Source organism: Nonomuraea sp. NPDC003201 (genome assembly GCF_053590415.1).
Map to the genome: position 1 here is coordinate 1 of NZ_JBSFTC010000264.1, position 15764 is coordinate 15764.

Below are 15764 nucleotides of genomic sequence, written 5' to 3' on the forward strand. Positions count from 1 at the left end.
AGTTGGCCGTCCAGGTGGCCAAGCGGCTCGGGGCCGGGCGGGTGGTCGGCGCCGGGCGCGACGCCGGCCAGGGCGCGGTGTCGGCCCGGGCCTACCTGGAGGAGTTGCCCGAGCTGGTGGACGAGATCGACCAAGGCCGGATCGCGGTCAGCGCCCGGATCGTCCCGCTGGCCGAGGTGGAAGCGGCGTGGACCGCCCCAGAACGGCCCGGCGTCCGGACCGTGCTGGTCACCGGGGAGGTGTGAGCCATGCCCGAGGTGATCATTGCCGGGGCGGGCCCGACCGGGCTGGTGCTGGCCATCGAGCTGGCCCGGCGCGGCGTGGACTTCCTGCTGGTGGACAAGGCCGCGCGGCCGTTCGCCGGGTCGCGGGGCAAGGGCATCCAGCCGCGCACCCTGGAGGTGTTCGAAGACCTGGGGGTGCTGGATCGGATGGTCGCCGCCGGCGGCCCGTACCCGCCGCAACGCCTGTACGCCGAGGACGGGCCGATCGACCGGCGGATCATGGAGCACCAGGAGCCGACCCCGGCTGAGCCGTATCGGGACGGGCTGATGCTGCCGCAGTTCCGCACAGAGACCATCCTGCGCGAGCGGCTGGCCGAACTCGGACACGCCGTACGCTATGACCACGAACTGCTCGGCTTCGACCAGGACGACGGCGGGGTGGTCGCGCGGATCGGCGAGGCGACGGTGCCCGCCCGCTACCTGGTCGGCGCCGACGGCGGGTCCAGCGTGGTCCGCAAGACGCTCGGGATCGGCTATCCGGGACGCTCTCTCGGCATCCGGGCGTTCGTGGCGGATGTGCGCGCCGACGGCCTGCCCGCCGACGTCTGGCACACCTGGAACGAGGGCACCCTACGGCAGATCGCGATGTGCCCGCTGGCCGGCACCGAGCTGTTCCAGTGCCAGGGCGGCCTGCCGCTGGAGGGCGAGGTGGACCTGTCGGCCGCCGGGCTGACCGCGATGCTGGCCGACCGTACCGGAGACAGCGGCATCGTGGTGCGGGAGGTGGGGTGGGCGTCGGTGTACATGATGGGTGCCCGGCTGGCCGACTCCTACCGCGGCGGGCGCGTCTTCCTGGCCGGGGACGCGGCGCACGTGCACCCGCCGACCGGCGGCCAGGGGCTGAACACCAGCATCCAGGACGCCTACAACCTGGCCTGGAAACTGGCCGCGGTGCTGCGCGGGGCGCCTGAGGCGATGCTCGACTCGTACGAGGCCGAGCGGCGGCCGATCGCCGAATCGGTGCTCGGGCTGTCCACCCGGCTGCTGAACGAGGCCGAGCGCCGCGGGATGCGCCGCGAACGCGAGGCCCACCAGCTGGACCTCGGCTACCCGCTGTCGCCGCTGACCGGCCCCGGCCCGATGGCCGGCTACCGGGCACCCGACGCCCCGCTCACCGGCGCCGCCGGCCGGCCGGTGCGGCTGTTCCAGCTACTGGCCCACCCGTGCTGGACCCTCATCGGATACGAGGTGCCGAACGTCCTGGCTCCGCGCGCCGGGCTGAGCATCCACACCACCGGCAAGCGCGGTGACCTCGTCGACGACGGAGGCCACCTGCGCCAGGCGTACGGCCTGTCACCCGGCGACTGGGTGCTCATCCGGCCGGACGGCTACATCGCCCTGACCAGCACCGATCCCGCCGACGTCGAGACCTGCCTGGACCAGGCCGGCCTGCGCGGACCGTCCTGAGCTACGGGAGGCACCCTGGCCGACACCCGTGGCGTGCTGTCGTTCTTCCAGTGCGACGTGCCGTACGGGTGGCAGGCGCCGGTGCACCGGCACGCCGGCGAGAGCGAACTGTTCCACATCACCGAGGGTGAATGGGAGGTCTTCGTCAACGGCACCGTGCACCTGGTCACCCCCGGCTGCACGGCGTGGATCCCGCAGAGCACCGCGCACTCCGTCTTCGTACGGTCCCAACGCGGCCGGGGGTTCTGCGTCGTCACCCCGGCCGGGTTCGAGAAGTTCTTCGAGGACCTGGGCGAACCGGCGACAGTGCCGAGCATGCCGACGCACCAGACCCGCGACCCGTCGGTCGAGGAGCTGCTGGCCGGCGGCCAGGCTTTGGGCTGGGAGCTCGTGGAACCCGCGGCCCCGCCGGCTGCCCGGGCCAGGGGACTAGCGGAACGCGGCCAGGGAGACCGGCTGCCACTTGCGCCAGGTGGCGAGCCGTTCCTCGTACTCGGCCGCGACCGGCTCCAGCGACTTGCCGAAGAAGATCCGCGCCGGCGGGTCGTCGGTGTCGGCCAGTTCCAGGATCGGCCGGCGGGTCGCCTTCGGGTCGCCGAGGTCCCACTCGATCGCGGTGGCCGCGCGAACCTTGGCGTAGTCGGGGTTTTCGGCGCTGGTACGGATGCTGCCGGCGCCGAAGTCGGTCGAGTACGGGCCGGGCTCCAGGCAGATGACGTCGATGCCGAAGGGCGCGACCTCCTGGCGCAGCGACTCCGACAGGCCTTCCACCGCCCACTTCGACGCGTGGTAGCCGCCGATGCCGGGGAACGCCCGGACGCCGCCCTCGCTGGTGACCTGGATGATCCGGCCGTGCCCCTGCGCGCGCAGTACGGGCAGCACCGCCTGCGTCACCCACAGCGTGCCGAAGAAGTTGGTGTCCATCTCGGCGCGGATCTCGGCCTCGGTCAGCTCCTCGACCATGCCGAAGTGGCCGTAGCCCGCGTTGTTGACCACCACGTCCAGCGCGCCGAAGTGCTCGGCGGCCCGCCGCACGGCGGCGAACACGGCGTCGCGGTCGGTGATGTCGAGCCGCAGGGGCAGCACGGCGTTGCCGTACCGGTCGGCGAGGGGACGCAGGGCGTCGAGGTCGCGGGCGGTGGCGGCGACCCGGTCACCGCGTTCGAGTGCGGCCTGCGCCCACTCGCGGCCGAATCCCTTCGACGTGCCCGTGATGAACCACGTCTTGGACAACGTCCTCACCTCTCTCAGTCGATGCCTTTCATAGTAACAGTAGCATGGACTGCATTAATTGTACGCGTGGTAGCCTTTTCGCATGGAAGGTCGGCGCGATCGCAAGAAACGGCAGACCCGCGAACGGATCCAGGCCGCGGCGCTGGAGCTGTTCACCTCGCACGGCTACCGCAGCACCACCATCGCGGCGATCGCCGGGCACGCCGACGTCGCGACGCGTACCGTCACGCTGCACTTCCCCACCAAGGAAGACCTGCTGTTCGCCGACGACCCGTTCGCCCCGAAGTCGCTGGCCGCCCGCCTCGACACCCGGTCCGGCACCGCCATCGACGCCGTCGGCGCGTGGATGCGCGACACCATCCGCGCCCTCGACGAACACGACGCCGAGCAGGGCCGCGAGCCGGGCGAGATCTGGTCCCTGCGCACCAAGCGCGCCACCCTGATAGCCGAGGACGAAGACCTCCGCGGCCGCGCCCGCGCGAGCTACTACGAGCTCGAACGCCTGATCGCCGCCGCCGTCGGCAAGGACGCCGGCCTTCCGCCCGACGCGCTGGCCCCACGGCTGACCGCGTACATACTGGTGGGCGGCCTGCGCGAGCTGTACATGACGCACGAGGCCCGGCACGGCGACACCACCACCGAAGAGCTACTGCCCCTGGTCGATCGCGTGCTCTCCTTCGCCCGCGCGGGACTGGCCGAGCTGGTCTAGATCGGGAAGCGGCCGCGGCGGATGCGCCAGTGGCGGCCGGCCTTCAGGTGGTCGACGATCGCGCGCTGGAGCACGGTGCGGCGCGGCAGCCGGTCGAGCGGCGTGGTCAGGGTGCGGAACACGAACCGCAGCACCTCGACGTCGGCGTCCTGCCCTTCCGGCTCCTCGTAGGGCTCCAGCTCGAACCTCCGCTGGAACCGGACGATGTTGGAGTCCCCGGGCAGGTACTCCAGTAGCTGCGGGTCGAGCAGCCACGAGCCGCAGGAGAACGCCGTGTAGCGCTCGTCGGGAAAGTGGCGTGGGAAGAACGCGCGGGCCTCGTCGAGCGACGCCGCGACCGCCTCCGGGGTCATCGGCCCCGACTCGGGGATGTGCAGGTCGATGGTGGTGCCGCCGCGCTGGTGCTGCAGCCGGCCCAGCTCGTAGATGCCGCCGCGCGCGTGCAGCGTCAGCCAGCTCTGCATGACCGGCCAGCCCTCGCGGCGCATCCGCCGGTCGATCGCGAGGTTGCGGCCCAGATCCGCGAGGGTCACCCACGACACGGCATCGGCGATGCCGTGGTCGCGGTGGTACCCCGTGACGACGTCGACCAGGGCCAGGTACGCGTACACGTAGAGATGCCGCCAGGCGGGGCCCCGTTCGCGCGGCAGCTCCGGACCGGGCGGCAGCCAGCCGTGGCCCCCGAGATCGGCGCGGACCAGGGCGATCGAACGGTCGAGCAGCCAGCGCAGCTCCGGAGTCCACAGCGGAGAGTCGGGGTCGGGCCAGCCCGCCATGATCTCGGCGGCGTCGTCCGGCCGCACCGCGAGCCGGTCGAGGATCGCGGGCGCGTCAGCCTTGGCGGGCAGCGGAGCCGACGGCCGGTCGCCGGCGAGCCGGTGCACGCGGTCGACATCCTCGACGGGTACCCCGAGCCGGGCGGCGGCGGCCTCCAGATCCACGCGAACGATCCTACGATCACCGTCAACGCCACGGGGAAGAGTCAAGGGATCTCCCTCATGTCCTGTTTTGTTGATCTCCTGCTCTCCTCGGCGCGATTTGGCGTGCCGGACGCGATCTTGGCGCACATCTCCCGGCGTGGGCAGATCAGGGTGTGCTGCCCGGTCGAGTTTGCGCCGCTCGCCCTTGGACCGCGACCGTCTCCAGACGGCAGAACCTCCTCGGCCGGCTCCGGCAAAATCGATGACGCTCGACCGAGACCCGAAGGTTCACATGGTGGGTATTGCTGGTCGGTGCTGCGGCGGATGGGCTACGGAGGGCTGATGACAGTGAGCATGCGGGCGAGTTTCCATGGCCGGCGGCCCCAGGCGGCGAGCTTTCCTTCGAGAAGCGGCTTCCCTATTCCTTGCCGGCCGATGAACACCAGCATGAGAGCCGCGGGGTCGGCAGACAGGTGGGCGTCGACGTCGCGTGCGTCCCCCGCGTCGAGGGTCAACGAACCGCGGTCGAAGACCATCAACGTACGCCCGCCTCCACGCAGGCGCAGGTCGAAGCGGGCTCGGAAGGATCGAGCTTTCTCCTGGTCCAACAAGGCCGCGGGCGGCAGAGCCGCGATGAGCGGAAGCACGCCACCTTCGACCGCGAGCAGGGCGTGGTGACGCCGTATCGACCACGAGCGCCCAGTGGCTGCGGCGATGTCATGGCCATGGATCAGGCATTCCTCGAGCAGGTGGCACGCCACCGCCGCAGGCGGCAGGCGGGCACCTTGCAGCCAATCGACGGCGGCCGCTCGCGAACGCGAGGCGATGTCGTCGAACTCGCTTGCCAGCGTGCCGATGCGATCCGCGAGTACGGCCGGGTCCCGTTCGCCGTCCTGGGCCAGCATCGTCGCGTTGACCTCGGCCATTCCCGCCGTCGTCACCGTGGCTCGCGGGACCGGTCTTCCGGCGACGGCGTCGGTGTCGAAGCGGAAAACCTGAGCCAGGTGAGCCGCGACATCACCCACCGTCCAGGTACCGACAGAATCGGCGTTGGTGTCCGGGACGCTCCGCACAAGTTCGACGAGACGGGGAACAACGTCCCGCAATGCCGCACGCGCCTGGGCCATGGTGTCGGGGGCATCGCTGTGCGTCGCAGCCGCGATCGTGCCGGTGCCTTCCTGGGCGTCAGAGTCTGGGCCTCGCCTGGGAGATGGGGTGCCGGTCATCGTTTCACTCCTGTGGCGTGAGTGCTGGTGGCGGTGGCCATCCCATGGCCCGGACGGGGTGACCACACCCCTGCCAGCGCTTTGCTGGATATTGTCAGGCGGACTTGAGAATGTAAAGTGGCCGCTATGAGTCGGAGCTACGGTCAGTACTGCGGTCTCGCCCGGGCGCTCGATGTCGTGGGCGACCGGTGGAATCTGCTCATCGTCCGCCAGCTCCTCATCGCTCCCGCCCGCTACCGCGACCTGCTCGACGGGCTCGGCGGCATGGCCACGAACCTGCTCACCGACCGTCTGCGCGACCTGGAGAGCGCCGCAGTGGTCGAGCGGCGACTGGCCGAGGAGGGCAACGCCATCGTGTACGCACTCACCCCATGGGGCGCCGAGCTGCGGGAGCCGGTTGAGAGCCTCATCCGCTGGTCCACGCCCCTCATGGCGCGCGGACCAGACGGCGACCGCTTCCACGCCGAATGGCTCACCGTCGCCCTCCGCGCCTTGCTCGCCGACAGGGCCGCGCACCAGGCATCGACGGTGGGGATCGAGGTCGACGGCCAGTTGCTCCAGGCGCGGGCGACGCGCTCGGGCGTGGAGGTGACCGTGCATGCCGGCGGCGATCTCGATGCCGTCGTGCGCGCTGAGGCCCCGATCATTCTCGGGCTGGCAGCGGGTGCGCTCACCCTCAACGACGCCCATGGGCTCGTCGACATCGAAGGCGATGAAGCCGCGGTACGAGCCCTCTTCAACTCCCGGCGGACCCATGCTGGAGGGTCCACTCGCCGCTGACCTCTTCCACCTGCCCCACTGGACTTGTCGCCCTCCACAGGCGCGGACGCGTCGTCGCCGGGGATGCGCTTACTCCTGCAGGATGGAGAGGGCTCGGGATGGGCACAGGGTGACGGCGTGGCGCGCCTGTGCGGCACTCTGGCTGTCGGGATGATCGGTCAGCAGGGCCACGATGCCGTCGTCTTCCTGGTCGAAGACGGTCGGCTCGGTCAGGACGCATTGGCCGGAGCCGACGCAGAGGCCGGTGTCGGCTTTGATCCGCATCATGTCCTGCTCACCAGGTGACGGGGAGTTCGTGAACGCCGTAGATGACGGCGTCGGTCTTGAACGGCAGGTCCTCTGCCGGTGTGGCGAGCCGCAGGGTGGGGATGCGGCGGAACAGCGTGTCAAAGACGATCTGCAGTTCCATCCGGGCCAGGTTCTGGCCGAGGCACTGGTGCGGGCCGAAGCCGAAGGCGAGGTGGTGGCGGGCCCCGCGCTCGACGTCCAGGTCGGCCGGGTTCTTGAATGCCGTCGGGTCCCAGTTGGCCGACAGGGTTGAGACGATGACGCCCTCGCCGGCCTTGATGCTCGCCCCGCCGATCTCCACGTCTTCGGTGGCCAGCCGGGAGGCGACTCCGTCGGCGATGGCGAAGTAGCGCAGCAGTTCCTCCACGGCGATGGGCGTCTTGTCCGGGTCGGCGGTGATCAGGGCCAGTTGCTGCGGGTGGGTGAGCAGCGCGACCACGCCGAGCGAGATCATGTTCGCCGTGGTCTCGTGTCCGGCGGTCAGCAGTAGGAAGGCCAGGCTCACCAGGCCCTCGTGGTCGAGGGCGCCTTCCTGGCGCTGCCGGGCGATTTGCCGGCTGAACAGGTCGTCGCCGGATTCGGACTCCTTGCGGGTGACCAGGTCGTCGATGTAGGCGCGCAGTTCGGCGAAGGCTCGCCGGCGCTCTTCCAGCGAGGTCCGGCGCACCATCATGGTGGTGCGGCTTTGGAAGAAGTCGTGGTCGGTGTAGGGGACGCCGAGCAGTTCGCAGATCACCAGTGAGGGCACCGGCAGGGACAGTGCCTGCACCAGGTCGACCGGCTGCCGGTCGGTGGCGAGCAGGTCGTCGATGAAGTGGTCGACGATGTCCTGGATCCGCGGGCGCAGCGCGGCCAGTCGCTTGACGGTGAACTCGCCGATCACCTGACGGCGGGCCGCGGAGTGTTCAGCGCCGTCCATGCCGAGCATCAACGGCGGCTGGCTGCGGAGCTGCTGCAGGGTCGCCGCATCGAGCGTGTAGAGCGGGAAGCCGTCCTTGCGCTTGTCGGAGGAGAAGCGGCCGTCGGCGAGGACGGCACGGCCTTCCTCGTGCCCGGACACCCACCACGCTTCGCTGCCGCTGGTCAGGCGGACCTTGTTGATCGGCGCCTGCTCGCGCAGCCGTTCGTAGACGGTGGGCGGGGCGAACGGGCAGCCCCGCTCGACCGGAAGTTTCAGGCCGGCGAGTTCGCTGGCGACGTTCTTCGTCATGAATGATCTCCCAGTAATAGATCTGGCGGAGTTTGTTGTGCTTGTGGCGGCCTCGGGTGGCGTGATCGACACTGTTGGCACTGGCTTCACGGCCTGACGGGCCGTCCTGCGCAGGCTGAGGTCGCCGTCAGATCCAGGCCGCTTCGAGGTCGTGGGCCGGCTCGTCGTTGGCGTTCATCGCGGGGTGAGTGGGGTCGCGGTGTCGATGCGGTCAGCTTCTTCGGGTTACGGATGCGTAGGCGAGCCCGGTGATGCTCACCAGGACGACAACGGGGCGGGTGGCGCCGTGGCCTTCGAAGAAGGCGGTGAAGCGCAGCAACTGGCCACCCGCTCCCGGTGGCGGCAGCTGGCCGAGTGTGCCGGACCAGCCGGGCAGCATCTCGGGTGCGGTCGAGATGCCTGACAGGGGGTTGCCGATGAGCATCATGGCGACGGCGCCGAGACCGAAGCCGACAGACCCGAGCAGCGACCGCAGGATCGCTGCCGCCGCCAGACCGCCAGTGATCGCGAAGGCGAGCGCTCCGGTGACCCGGCGGGCGGTGCCGCGGACGAGTCTCGTCAGCAGTAGAGCGGCGAGCAGGCCGGCCATGTCTACTCCTCGAAGAGAACGTTTGCGTGCTTTTACGTGGTGACGGGGCAGCCCGGCACGCACTTGTGCCGATGAGCGGATGCCTTCGCTCGGGATGCTCCGCACTGTCGCGATGTCGTGATCATGGCGCGGCTGCCGACGGATCACTTCAGCGTGAGTGAGGTCTCGGATGCGATGCGGGTCAGCTTGTGCGGGTTGCGGACGTAGTAGAGGCCGGTGATGCGGGCGTCCTCGACACGGGCTGCTATGACGCCGTCGATCTCGCCGTCCACGCGGAGGAGGAGTGCGGGGTTGCCGTTGACCACGGCGGGCTCGCTGGTGAGCGCGATTCGGGCCTTGCCGAGGCCGTCGATGATCATGCGGGCCACCTTGTCCGCGCCGATGATCGGCCGCGGCGCGGCCTGCTTGACGCCGCCGCCGTCGCTCACCAGGACGACCTCAGGAGCGAGCACATCAAGGAGTCCCTGCAGATCCCTGGTTTCGAGCGCGCGCTGGAAGGACTCAACAGCCGCCCGGGCCTGGCTCGGGGAGACCACCTCGCGAGGCCGTCGGGAATCGACGTGCCGGCGGGCCCGGTGCGCGATCTGGCGTACGGTCGCCGGGGTCTTGCCGACGGCGGCCGCGATCTCCTCGTAGCCGACGTCGAAGACCTCGCGCAGCACGAAGACGGCGCGCTCGGTCGGCGACAGCGTCTCCAGGACGAGCATCAGCGCCATCGACACACTCTCGGCGAGCTCGACGTCCTCGGCCACGTCCGGCGCGGTGAGCAGTGGTTCGGGCAGCCACGGCCCGACATACTCCTCCTTGAGGCGCTTCATGGCGCGCAGCCGGTCCAGCGAGCGCCGGGTGGCGATCCGCACCAGGTAGGCGCGCTGGTCGGACACCTGCCCGAGGTCGACCTTGACCCACCGCAACCAGGTCTCCTGCAGAGCGTCTTCGGCGTCGGCCGCCGAGCCGAGCATCTCGTAGGCGACGGTGAACAGCAGGTTGCGGTGGGCGAGGAATGCCTCGGTTGCCGGATCCGTCCGGCCGCCACCGGCCATCGGCTCGGCTGTGCCCGTCGTTGCAGCCCTGCGCTCGTTCATACCTGGCTCCTGCCTGTGCACCCGCAATTCCTGCTCCATACACAAGGCGTCGGCGCCCACCGCTGTGTGACACCCGTGATCGGTGACACACGTCACATGACCGTACTGTCACAAAGTTCGCGGCGCCGACGCCGCATGGTCGTCAGGACGCCGCGCGAACGATGCGCGCGGCACACAACTCCCCGAGCGATCACCCTGGCCCCGTTGCGTGGTGACCGCCGCGCAACCGCCACCCAGAAAGAACGGAAAGGGCATCATGAGCAAGGTCTGGTTCGTCACCGGTTCGTCTCGCGGCCTGGGCCGCAACTTCGTCGAGGCGCCGCCCTGTCGCGTGGCGACAAGGCGACCGTGATCGAGCCCGGCGGCTTCGCCACCAGGTCCGGCAAGAACCCCGACCCCCTCAACAACGGCCACCCGGCCGGGTCCAACCCGGTCTACGACGCTCTTCGCCAGCGCATCGCCGCGTTCGCGGGCAACCAGCCCGCCGGCGACCCTGCCGCCGCGGCCCAGACGCTCCGCAAGATCGTCGACTCCGGTAACCCACCCCTGCGGGTCTTGTTCGGGCAGAGCTTCTACCCGATGCTCCAGCAGGTCTACGCCAACCGGCTCAAGACCTGGGCCGACTGGCAGGACCTCTCGGCGGAGGCTCACGGCAACTTCGATCAAGGAAATCGGTGGCCCAGGGCCGAGTCACCTCACCTAGAGCAAGCGAACCGACAGGAGCAACACATGAAGCACCGCATCGTCGTCCTCGGCGCCGGCTATGCCGGGGCCTACGTGGCCGGGAACCTGGCCCGCCGGCTGTCCCCGAAGGACACCGAGATCACCGTCGTCAACGCCGTGCCGGACTTTGTCCAGCGAATGCGGCTGCACCAGCTCGCGGCGGGCCGCGACATCGAGGCTCCGAAACTCGCCGACGTCTTCGCGGGCACGGGGATGCGGCTGCGCCTGGCCCGTGTCACCGCCGTCGACCCCAGGCGCCAGGTCGTCGCCATCACAGACGCCGACGGAGGCAGCGAACTCGACTACGACACGCTTGTCTACGCGCTCGGCAGCCACGGTGACGTCGAAGCTGTCCCCGGCGTGGCCGAGCACGCCTTCGACGTCGCCGCCAGGCCCTCGGCGCTGCGCCTGCGCGAGCGCCTGGACAGCCTGGGCGGGCGGGGCGAGGACGGAAGCGTGGTGGTCGTCGGCGACGGGTTGACCGGTATCGAGACCGCCACCGAGATCGCCGAAGCCCGGCCCGGCCTGTCGGTGGCGCTCATCGCCCGCGGCGAGCTGGGCACCCGGCTCTCCGCCGGAGCCCGGGGCCACCTGCGCCGGGCCTGCGACCGGCTGGGCGTCACCGTCCTGGAGCACATCAGCGTCGAAGCCGTCGAAGCGACGCGGGTGCTGTGCGCCGACGGCACCGCCCTGGCGTCCGACGCGACCGTGTGGACGGCCGGGTTCGCGGTCAACCCCCTCGCCGCCGCCGGCGGGCTGGAGGTCACCCGGAACGGCCAGATCGTCGTCGATCGCACCATGCGGTCGGTCTCGCACCCGAACGTGTACGCCATCGGTGACAGCGCCTACGCCATCGGCGACAACGGCCGGCCGCTGCCGATGTCCTGCGCGTCGGCCGGCTACACCGGCAGGCAGGCTATCGAGGCGATCGTGGGACGCCTGACCGGCCGCAAGATCGCGAACACCAAACTGGTCTACACGTACAACCACATCAGCCTCGGACGGCGGGACGGGATCCTGCAGACGGTCGGCGACGAAGGGCAGGCAAAGCCGAAGTACAAGGGCGGCCGGACGCCCGCACGGATCAAGGCGGGCATTCTCAAGATGGCGCTGTGGGCCACCTCGCACCCCACCTACGGCATGCCCAAGCGCAAGCACCGCCTGGCCGCCGCACCGGATGCGTCCCGTCGAGAAGGCGCTCGCGCAGCCGCCTAGGACCTCACGACTGTTGCTGAGTGGCCCGCTGCAGGGCAATTACCACCCGTCGGGGCACGGGGCGGCGCTGTTCGCCTTCTTCGCTGGAATGGCCGGGTCCGAGCGAGAGCACATCCGGGAGAAGTCACTGGAGGGCCAGGCCTCCGCTCGCGCGCATGGCCGTGCCTGACATTGCCCGCAAGCTGGCGCGGCCTGGACGACGGCGTGTTCCTGCTGGTCGGCAGTATCCGGCCCGGCCCGGCGGCGCGGTCCTGGCGCACGGAACCTCGCTTGAGGAGCTGGAGAAGCGGGTGGAGAACGACCCCTTCGTGGCCGAGAACGTCGTCACTGCGGAGATCATCGAGATCGCGCCAGGCATGGCGGACGAGCGGCTGAGCTTCCTGCTGTGACGGCACCGTTCCTCGGCTGGCGAACCGCGCTGCCCGTGGAGCGGCGGCGCCCCGGAGTTCCTCGCCTACCACGACACCGAGTGGGGATTCCCCGTCACCGATGACAGGCGCCTGTTCGAAAGGCTCAGCCTGGAGGGCTTCCAGTCCGGCCTCAGCCGGCGCACCATCTTGGCCAAGCGCGAGAACTTCCGCGCCGCCTTCGCGGGCTTCGACATTCCCGGCGTCGCTCGGTTCGGCGGACGCGACGTGGAGCGCCTGCTGCAGGACGCCGGCATCGTACGCCATCGAGGCAGGATCGAGGCCGTCGTCAACAACGCCCGCCGCGCCGAGGAGCTGATCGACCGGGAGGGGAGCCTGGCGGCCTTCGTCTGGCGCTACGAGCCCGATGACACCGAGCTGCCCGAACCGCGGACCGCCTCCACGTCTCCGGCCTCGATCGCGCTGTCGAAGGATCTGCGCAAGCAGGGCTGGAAGTTCGTCGGCCCGACCATCGCGGCTGCGCCAACCGGCCTGCCCACATGGGTACGACGAACGCAGATGAATGGGCGCAGTCGAAGTAGGGCCCCAGGCGGGCGACCAAGGAACTGATCGCCGCCGTGCTTCAGCAGAACAACCTCACCTTGGAACTCCCGCAGCTCTGTGCCAAGGCCGCCGTCAAGCCACTGACCTCAGGATCTCGATGACCGCCGGCGAGCAGTTCCAAGCAGCGCGCATCTTCCTGACCTGGCTCGATACAACTGGACGGTCTTTAACCTTCTGCGAGCAGACCGATCTCGACGCCTGGCACGCCGCTCACGGTCCTCGCCAATCCCACACACTGCGGACGCTTCTACGCTGGGCCATGACACCGGGCACATGCCAAAGCTGCGGCTGCCCGTCCTGGAGAACTCGAAGGCCACTCCCATGTCCCAACAGCACAGACTCCGGTTGATCCGCCGAGCGGTCACTCACGATGAGCCTGCCTCGTGCTCCTCTACGCCCAGCCCGTCACCCGCCTCGTCCGGCTCACCGTCGATGACCTCATCCAGGACCAGGACGAACTTCTCCTTAAGCTCGGAGACCCGCCCATTCCCGTGCCCGAACCCTTCGCCAGCCTGCTTCGAGAGCCGGCCGACGACCGGCCCCACCTCAACACCACGACCAACCCGGACGCGCTGGCTATTCCCCGGCCGACGGGCCGACCAACCCGCCCATGCCGGCACCATCCGCGAGCACCTTCGACTCGCCGGCTTCGCCACCGGAACGGCCAGAGTCTCAGCGCTCCGCCAACTCGTCCTGCAAGCTCCCGCACCAGTGATCGCCAACTCCCTGGGCTTCCACCACAAGACCACCACCCGCATCGCCGCGGACGCCAGGAGGATCCTGGACTCACTACGCCCCAGCGACCACACCCAGTGATCAACTGAACGAGCAGCCCGACAAATACCGACCACTACCAAGATCGCGAATGTGGCTTTCGGACCTACCTTGGCTGGACCCCCTGTTCGCGGACAAGCCCGAGCTCGCATGCACTTTGCCACTGTGCCCCGATGCTGGACACAGAAGGGTGACCGCCTGATCGCGGTCTGACGCAAGACTACGGATATGGATAGCAGGTCTCCAACGACACGAGATCACGAGATCGTCTCAGCGATCAATCGGCGTACCGGTGCGGGTTTGAGGATCGTCGGCCGCGCTCTGCATGGGAGGCTCGGCGGTGCCATCTACGCCGAGTGGCCGGACGGCCGACCAGCCGTGGTGACTCGATTTGTGGGCTCACTCGCCGAAGCCAAGCGTACGGCCGACGTGCTTGCCTATGTCCGTGACCGCGGGCTCCCGGTGCCCAGGCACGATCTTGTGGTCGACCTGAATGACGATGTGATGTTCGTGCAGGAGCGGCTTCCCAGCGCACCGCCCCGGCGCCTGACCCCGGGGAGAATAGACGCGATGGTGGAGATCAACGACCGTTTCGCCAGCGCTCTCGCCGCGCGACCCGGCGCGCCGGTGCGGCTGCTGTGCCGTGATTGCGGCAGCGATCCATGTCCTCGCCACGAGGTGCTGGCGACGCACAGTCCGCGCAGCCGTCGCGTACTGGACGAGATTCTTCGCATCGGCCGACGAGAGCCCCGCGAAATGGTCGGTGATGATCTGGTGCATGTCGATCTCACAGCGGCAAACGTCCTCTTCGATGAGAACGACCGCGCTACCGGGGTCGTCGACTGGAATCTCGGCGCAAGCCGCGGCGATCGACTCTTCGCCCTCGTCCAAACCCGGATCGATCGGGAGTGGTTCGTCCAGTCGCCGGACGCCGACCCCGTGGAGAACGCGGCGGCAGCCCACCTGGACGAGATTCTCGCCGACCGAATCGCCCCCGCTACCCTGCGGATGTACTGGGCACATTGGATGCTGCGCCAACTGTGCTGGGCGGTACGGTCCGCTCCATCCAACGTGGTCGACTGGCATCTCGACATGACCGAATCCCGGCTGGTGTGACGGTGGTCGGTTGGCCCCATGGGGGTTATACGACCGATCAGCGCTACGCCCCCCAGCGACCACGCCCAGTGATCAACTGAACGAGCAGCCCGACGAATACCGATCACTCGATCAACGACTCCTGCCAGTCCCAATCCCCGTGTAGGGGGGTTGAGGTTGTACCCCCCATAAACCCGACCTTCCTCGGACGCGGCGAAGTCGGTTTCGTAGGGGCCACGGCTTGAGCACGACCTGCTGTGGAGAGGGAACCATGAGCGGTCGGGATGATCGTCGGCGCGTCGCCGGTAGCGATGCTGGCGCCGCGGCTACCGCGACGTTCGCGGGGTGTTCAGCGCGGGCAAGAACAATCGTCCCACAGCCCACGTCCTGAGCGACAACGCCGGCCGACACGCCAGTTCTGTGGCCGCGGCCGGCCCGTCGCCGACACGTTCTTCGTCGGCGAACTCGGCCCGATGGGCATAAACGCCTGACCCAACGGGCGCAGCGGTACGGCACACTCCCCCACCGTCACTGAACGAAGTTGCCTCACCCGTGCCGGGGAATTCGCCACTTCGCGTGTCTCTGAGACGGAGAAACAAATCATCCAAGCGTTTCTCCGGCCGTGCGAAACGTTATAGCAAGCCATCCAGACAATCTGTGTAGCCTGAACAGGAAGATCACTTGATCAGTCAGACCTCCAAGTCGCCCTACGATGGAAAGCCAAAGGGCTGGGTGGGTAACCAGCAGAAGCCCCACAAGGTGATCGCCTTGATTTTTATTGTTGTCTTGATTGTGGCGGCACTCGTCCATGTCGACCTGCAACACGTACGGGACGCACGCCTGCAAGATGTTTACTCGACCCAAGGGGACTTGAGTAATGCTACGTAAGCTGCTGTTCTGGAGCTGCGCGGTCGTGTTTCCGCTCCCGCTGGTGCTCACCTATGATTCCCTGTCCACCGACCCCGAACAGCTGAAGCTCTACATCTTCCTCGGTCTGACCGCCTATGCATGGTGGCTTATGTCCATCCTGCTCAGCGTGCGGCCATCCTGGCTGGACCGTTTCGTGGGACTGCCCGCTATTTTCGGCCTGATCATCGGAGGACGCACCGGCGCCAAGCTGTTCCGCATCGAGACCGCGGACAAGCTGCCTCTTGACCACGGAACCTATTTCAGCCTCACGCGGCCTGGGCGACGCGATGGTTTTGAAGGACGGCGATGGCTTTGCACAGGTGGCCGGCCTTGGATGGGCTGCAGC

At 68.8% G+C, this 15764-nt stretch carries 17 protein-coding genes and 2 pseudogenes; 11 read left to right on the forward strand and 8 right to left on the reverse strand.

The genetic code is table 11. From position 1 onward, the window contains the following. The 3 genes and pseudogenes from ACWDX9_RS48195 to ACWDX9_RS48205 all read left to right on the forward strand — a co-directional run. A partial coding sequence (locus ACWDX9_RS48195) for a hypothetical protein (protein WP_449967527.1) occupies positions 1 to 245 on the forward strand: 245 nt, incomplete at its 5' end. A gap of 3 nt (positions 246 to 248) precedes the next feature. After that, positions 249 to 1691, forward strand: coding sequence for an FAD-dependent oxidoreductase (locus ACWDX9_RS48200; protein WP_449967530.1), 1443 nt, complete (start codon positions 249 to 251; stop codon positions 1689 to 1691). 57 nt (positions 1692 to 1748) lie between these two features. Next, positions 1749 to 2033 (forward strand): annotated as a pseudogene (locus ACWDX9_RS48205) (cupin domain-containing protein); the annotation flags it as partial. Between the two features lie 87 nt (positions 2034 to 2120). Here ACWDX9_RS48205 and ACWDX9_RS48210 read toward each other — a convergent pair. Next, complete coding sequence (locus tag ACWDX9_RS48210; protein WP_449967532.1) at positions 2121 to 2933, reverse strand: SDR family NAD(P)-dependent oxidoreductase; 813 nt, start codon at positions 2931 to 2933, stop codon at positions 2121 to 2123. A gap of 73 nt (positions 2934 to 3006) precedes the next feature. On the opposite strand from ACWDX9_RS48210, the gene ACWDX9_RS48215 reads away from it, so the two are divergent. Further along, a complete protein-coding gene (locus tag ACWDX9_RS48215) occupies positions 3007 to 3633 on the forward strand; it encodes a TetR/AcrR family transcriptional regulator (protein WP_449967535.1) in 627 nt (208 codons plus the stop codon). Here the strand turns inward: ACWDX9_RS48215 and ACWDX9_RS48220 are convergent. Together ACWDX9_RS48220 and ACWDX9_RS48225 are read right to left on the reverse strand one after the other, a co-directional pair. Continuing rightward, the gene (locus ACWDX9_RS48220; protein WP_449967537.1) at positions 3630 to 4574 is read right to left on the reverse strand and encodes an acyltransferase domain-containing protein; all 945 of its coding nucleotides are present in this window, start codon (positions 4572 to 4574) and stop codon (positions 3630 to 3632) included. The two genes, ACWDX9_RS48215 and ACWDX9_RS48220, sit on opposite strands and share 4 nt — an antisense overlap. 308 nt (positions 4575 to 4882) lie before the next feature. Next, complete coding sequence (locus ACWDX9_RS48225; protein ID WP_449967539.1) at positions 4883 to 5779, reverse strand: maleylpyruvate isomerase N-terminal domain-containing protein; 897 nt, start codon at positions 5777 to 5779, stop codon at positions 4883 to 4885. Between the two features lie 126 nt (positions 5780 to 5905). On the opposite strand from ACWDX9_RS48225, the gene ACWDX9_RS48230 reads away from it, so the two are divergent. After that, a complete protein-coding gene (locus ACWDX9_RS48230; protein WP_449967541.1) occupies positions 5906 to 6559 on the forward strand; it encodes a winged helix-turn-helix transcriptional regulator in 654 nt (217 codons plus the stop codon). A 69-nt stretch (positions 6560 to 6628) separates the two neighbouring features. Here the strand turns inward: ACWDX9_RS48230 and ACWDX9_RS48235 are convergent, their stop codons facing one another. From ACWDX9_RS48235 to ACWDX9_RS48250, 4 genes are all read right to left on the reverse strand, one after another. Next, the gene (locus ACWDX9_RS48235; protein WP_449967544.1) at positions 6629 to 6826 is read right to left on the reverse strand and encodes a ferredoxin; all 198 of its coding nucleotides are present in this window, start codon (positions 6824 to 6826) and stop codon (positions 6629 to 6631) included. Between the two features lie 7 nt (positions 6827 to 6833). Further along, on the reverse strand, positions 6834 to 8057 hold the full coding sequence (locus ACWDX9_RS48240; protein WP_449967547.1) for a cytochrome P450: 1224 nt from the start codon (positions 8055 to 8057) through the stop codon (positions 6834 to 6836). Between the two features lie 211 nt (positions 8058 to 8268). Continuing rightward, complete coding sequence (locus tag ACWDX9_RS48245; RefSeq protein WP_449967550.1) at positions 8269 to 8646, reverse strand: hypothetical protein; 378 nt, start codon at positions 8644 to 8646, stop codon at positions 8269 to 8271. Between the two features lie 143 nt (positions 8647 to 8789). Then, a complete protein-coding gene (locus tag ACWDX9_RS48250; protein ID WP_449967552.1) occupies positions 8790 to 9731 on the reverse strand; it encodes an RNA polymerase sigma-70 factor in 942 nt (313 codons plus the stop codon). A gap of 348 nt (positions 9732 to 10079) precedes the next feature. Between ACWDX9_RS48250 and ACWDX9_RS48255 the strand changes: the two genes are divergently transcribed. The 3 genes and pseudogenes from ACWDX9_RS48255 to ACWDX9_RS48265 all read left to right on the forward strand — a co-directional run. Then, the gene (locus tag ACWDX9_RS48255) at positions 10080 to 11669 is read left to right on the forward strand and encodes an FAD-dependent oxidoreductase (protein ID WP_449967555.1); all 1590 of its coding nucleotides are present in this window, start codon (positions 10080 to 10082) and stop codon (positions 11667 to 11669) included. Positions 11670 to 11824: 155 nt separating this feature from the next. Then, complete coding sequence (locus ACWDX9_RS48260; protein ID WP_449967557.1) at positions 11825 to 12058, forward strand: hypothetical protein; 234 nt, start codon at positions 11825 to 11827, stop codon at positions 12056 to 12058. Between the two features lie 48 nt (positions 12059 to 12106). Continuing rightward, a pseudogene (locus ACWDX9_RS48265) lies at positions 12107 to 12646 on the forward strand (DNA-3-methyladenine glycosylase I); the annotation flags it as partial. Positions 12647 to 13005: 359 nt separating this feature from the next. On the opposite strand, the gene ACWDX9_RS48270 reads toward ACWDX9_RS48265, so the two are convergent. After that, positions 13006 to 13185 (reverse strand): hypothetical protein, encoded by a 180-nt coding sequence (locus tag ACWDX9_RS48270; RefSeq protein WP_449967559.1) that lies wholly within the window; start codon positions 13183 to 13185, stop codon positions 13006 to 13008. A gap of 529 nt (positions 13186 to 13714) precedes the next feature. On the opposite strand from ACWDX9_RS48270, the gene ACWDX9_RS48275 reads away from it, so the two are divergent. From ACWDX9_RS48275 to ACWDX9_RS48285, 3 genes are all read left to right on the forward strand, one after another. Further along, entirely contained in the window at positions 13715 to 14530 is an 816-nt protein-coding gene (locus ACWDX9_RS48275) for a phosphotransferase (RefSeq protein WP_449967562.1), read from the forward strand. 660 nt (positions 14531 to 15190) lie between these two features. Further along, the gene (locus ACWDX9_RS48280) at positions 15191 to 15397 is read left to right on the forward strand and encodes a hypothetical protein (RefSeq protein ID WP_449967565.1); all 207 of its coding nucleotides are present in this window, start codon (positions 15191 to 15193) and stop codon (positions 15395 to 15397) included. Beyond that, positions 15387 to 15764 (forward strand): hypothetical protein (locus tag ACWDX9_RS48285; RefSeq protein ID WP_449967568.1); only part of this gene is annotated, 378 nt, incomplete at its 3' end. The genes ACWDX9_RS48280 and ACWDX9_RS48285, both read left to right, overlap by 11 nt.

Coding starts and splice junctions, on each gene's coding strand:
- ACWDX9_RS48200 (WP_449967530.1), top strand. CDS start 249: ATGCCCGAGGTGATCATTGCCGGGGCGGGCCCGACCGGGCTGGTGCTG.
- ACWDX9_RS48215 (WP_449967535.1), top strand. CDS start 3,007: ATGGAAGGTCGGCGCGATCGCAAGAAACGGCAGACCCGCGAACGGATC.
- ACWDX9_RS48225 (WP_449967539.1), bottom strand. CDS start 5,779: ATGACCGGCACCCCATCTCCCAGGCGAGGCCCAGACTCTGACGCCCAG.
- ACWDX9_RS48230 (WP_449967541.1), top strand. CDS start 5,906: ATGAGTCGGAGCTACGGTCAGTACTGCGGTCTCGCCCGGGCGCTCGAT.
- ACWDX9_RS48235 (WP_449967544.1), bottom strand. CDS start 6,826: ATGATGCGGATCAAAGCCGACACCGGCCTCTGCGTCGGCTCCGGCCAA.
- ACWDX9_RS48240 (WP_449967547.1), bottom strand. CDS start 8,057: ATGACGAAGAACGTCGCCAGCGAACTCGCCGGCCTGAAACTTCCGGTC.
- ACWDX9_RS48245 (WP_449967550.1), bottom strand. CDS start 8,646: ATGGCCGGCCTGCTCGCCGCTCTACTGCTGACGAGACTCGTCCGCGGC.
- ACWDX9_RS48250 (WP_449967552.1), bottom strand. CDS start 9,731: ATGAACGAGCGCAGGGCTGCAACGACGGGCACAGCCGAGCCGATGGCC.
- ACWDX9_RS48260 (WP_449967557.1), top strand. CDS start 11,825: ATGGCCGTGCCTGACATTGCCCGCAAGCTGGCGCGGCCTGGACGACGG.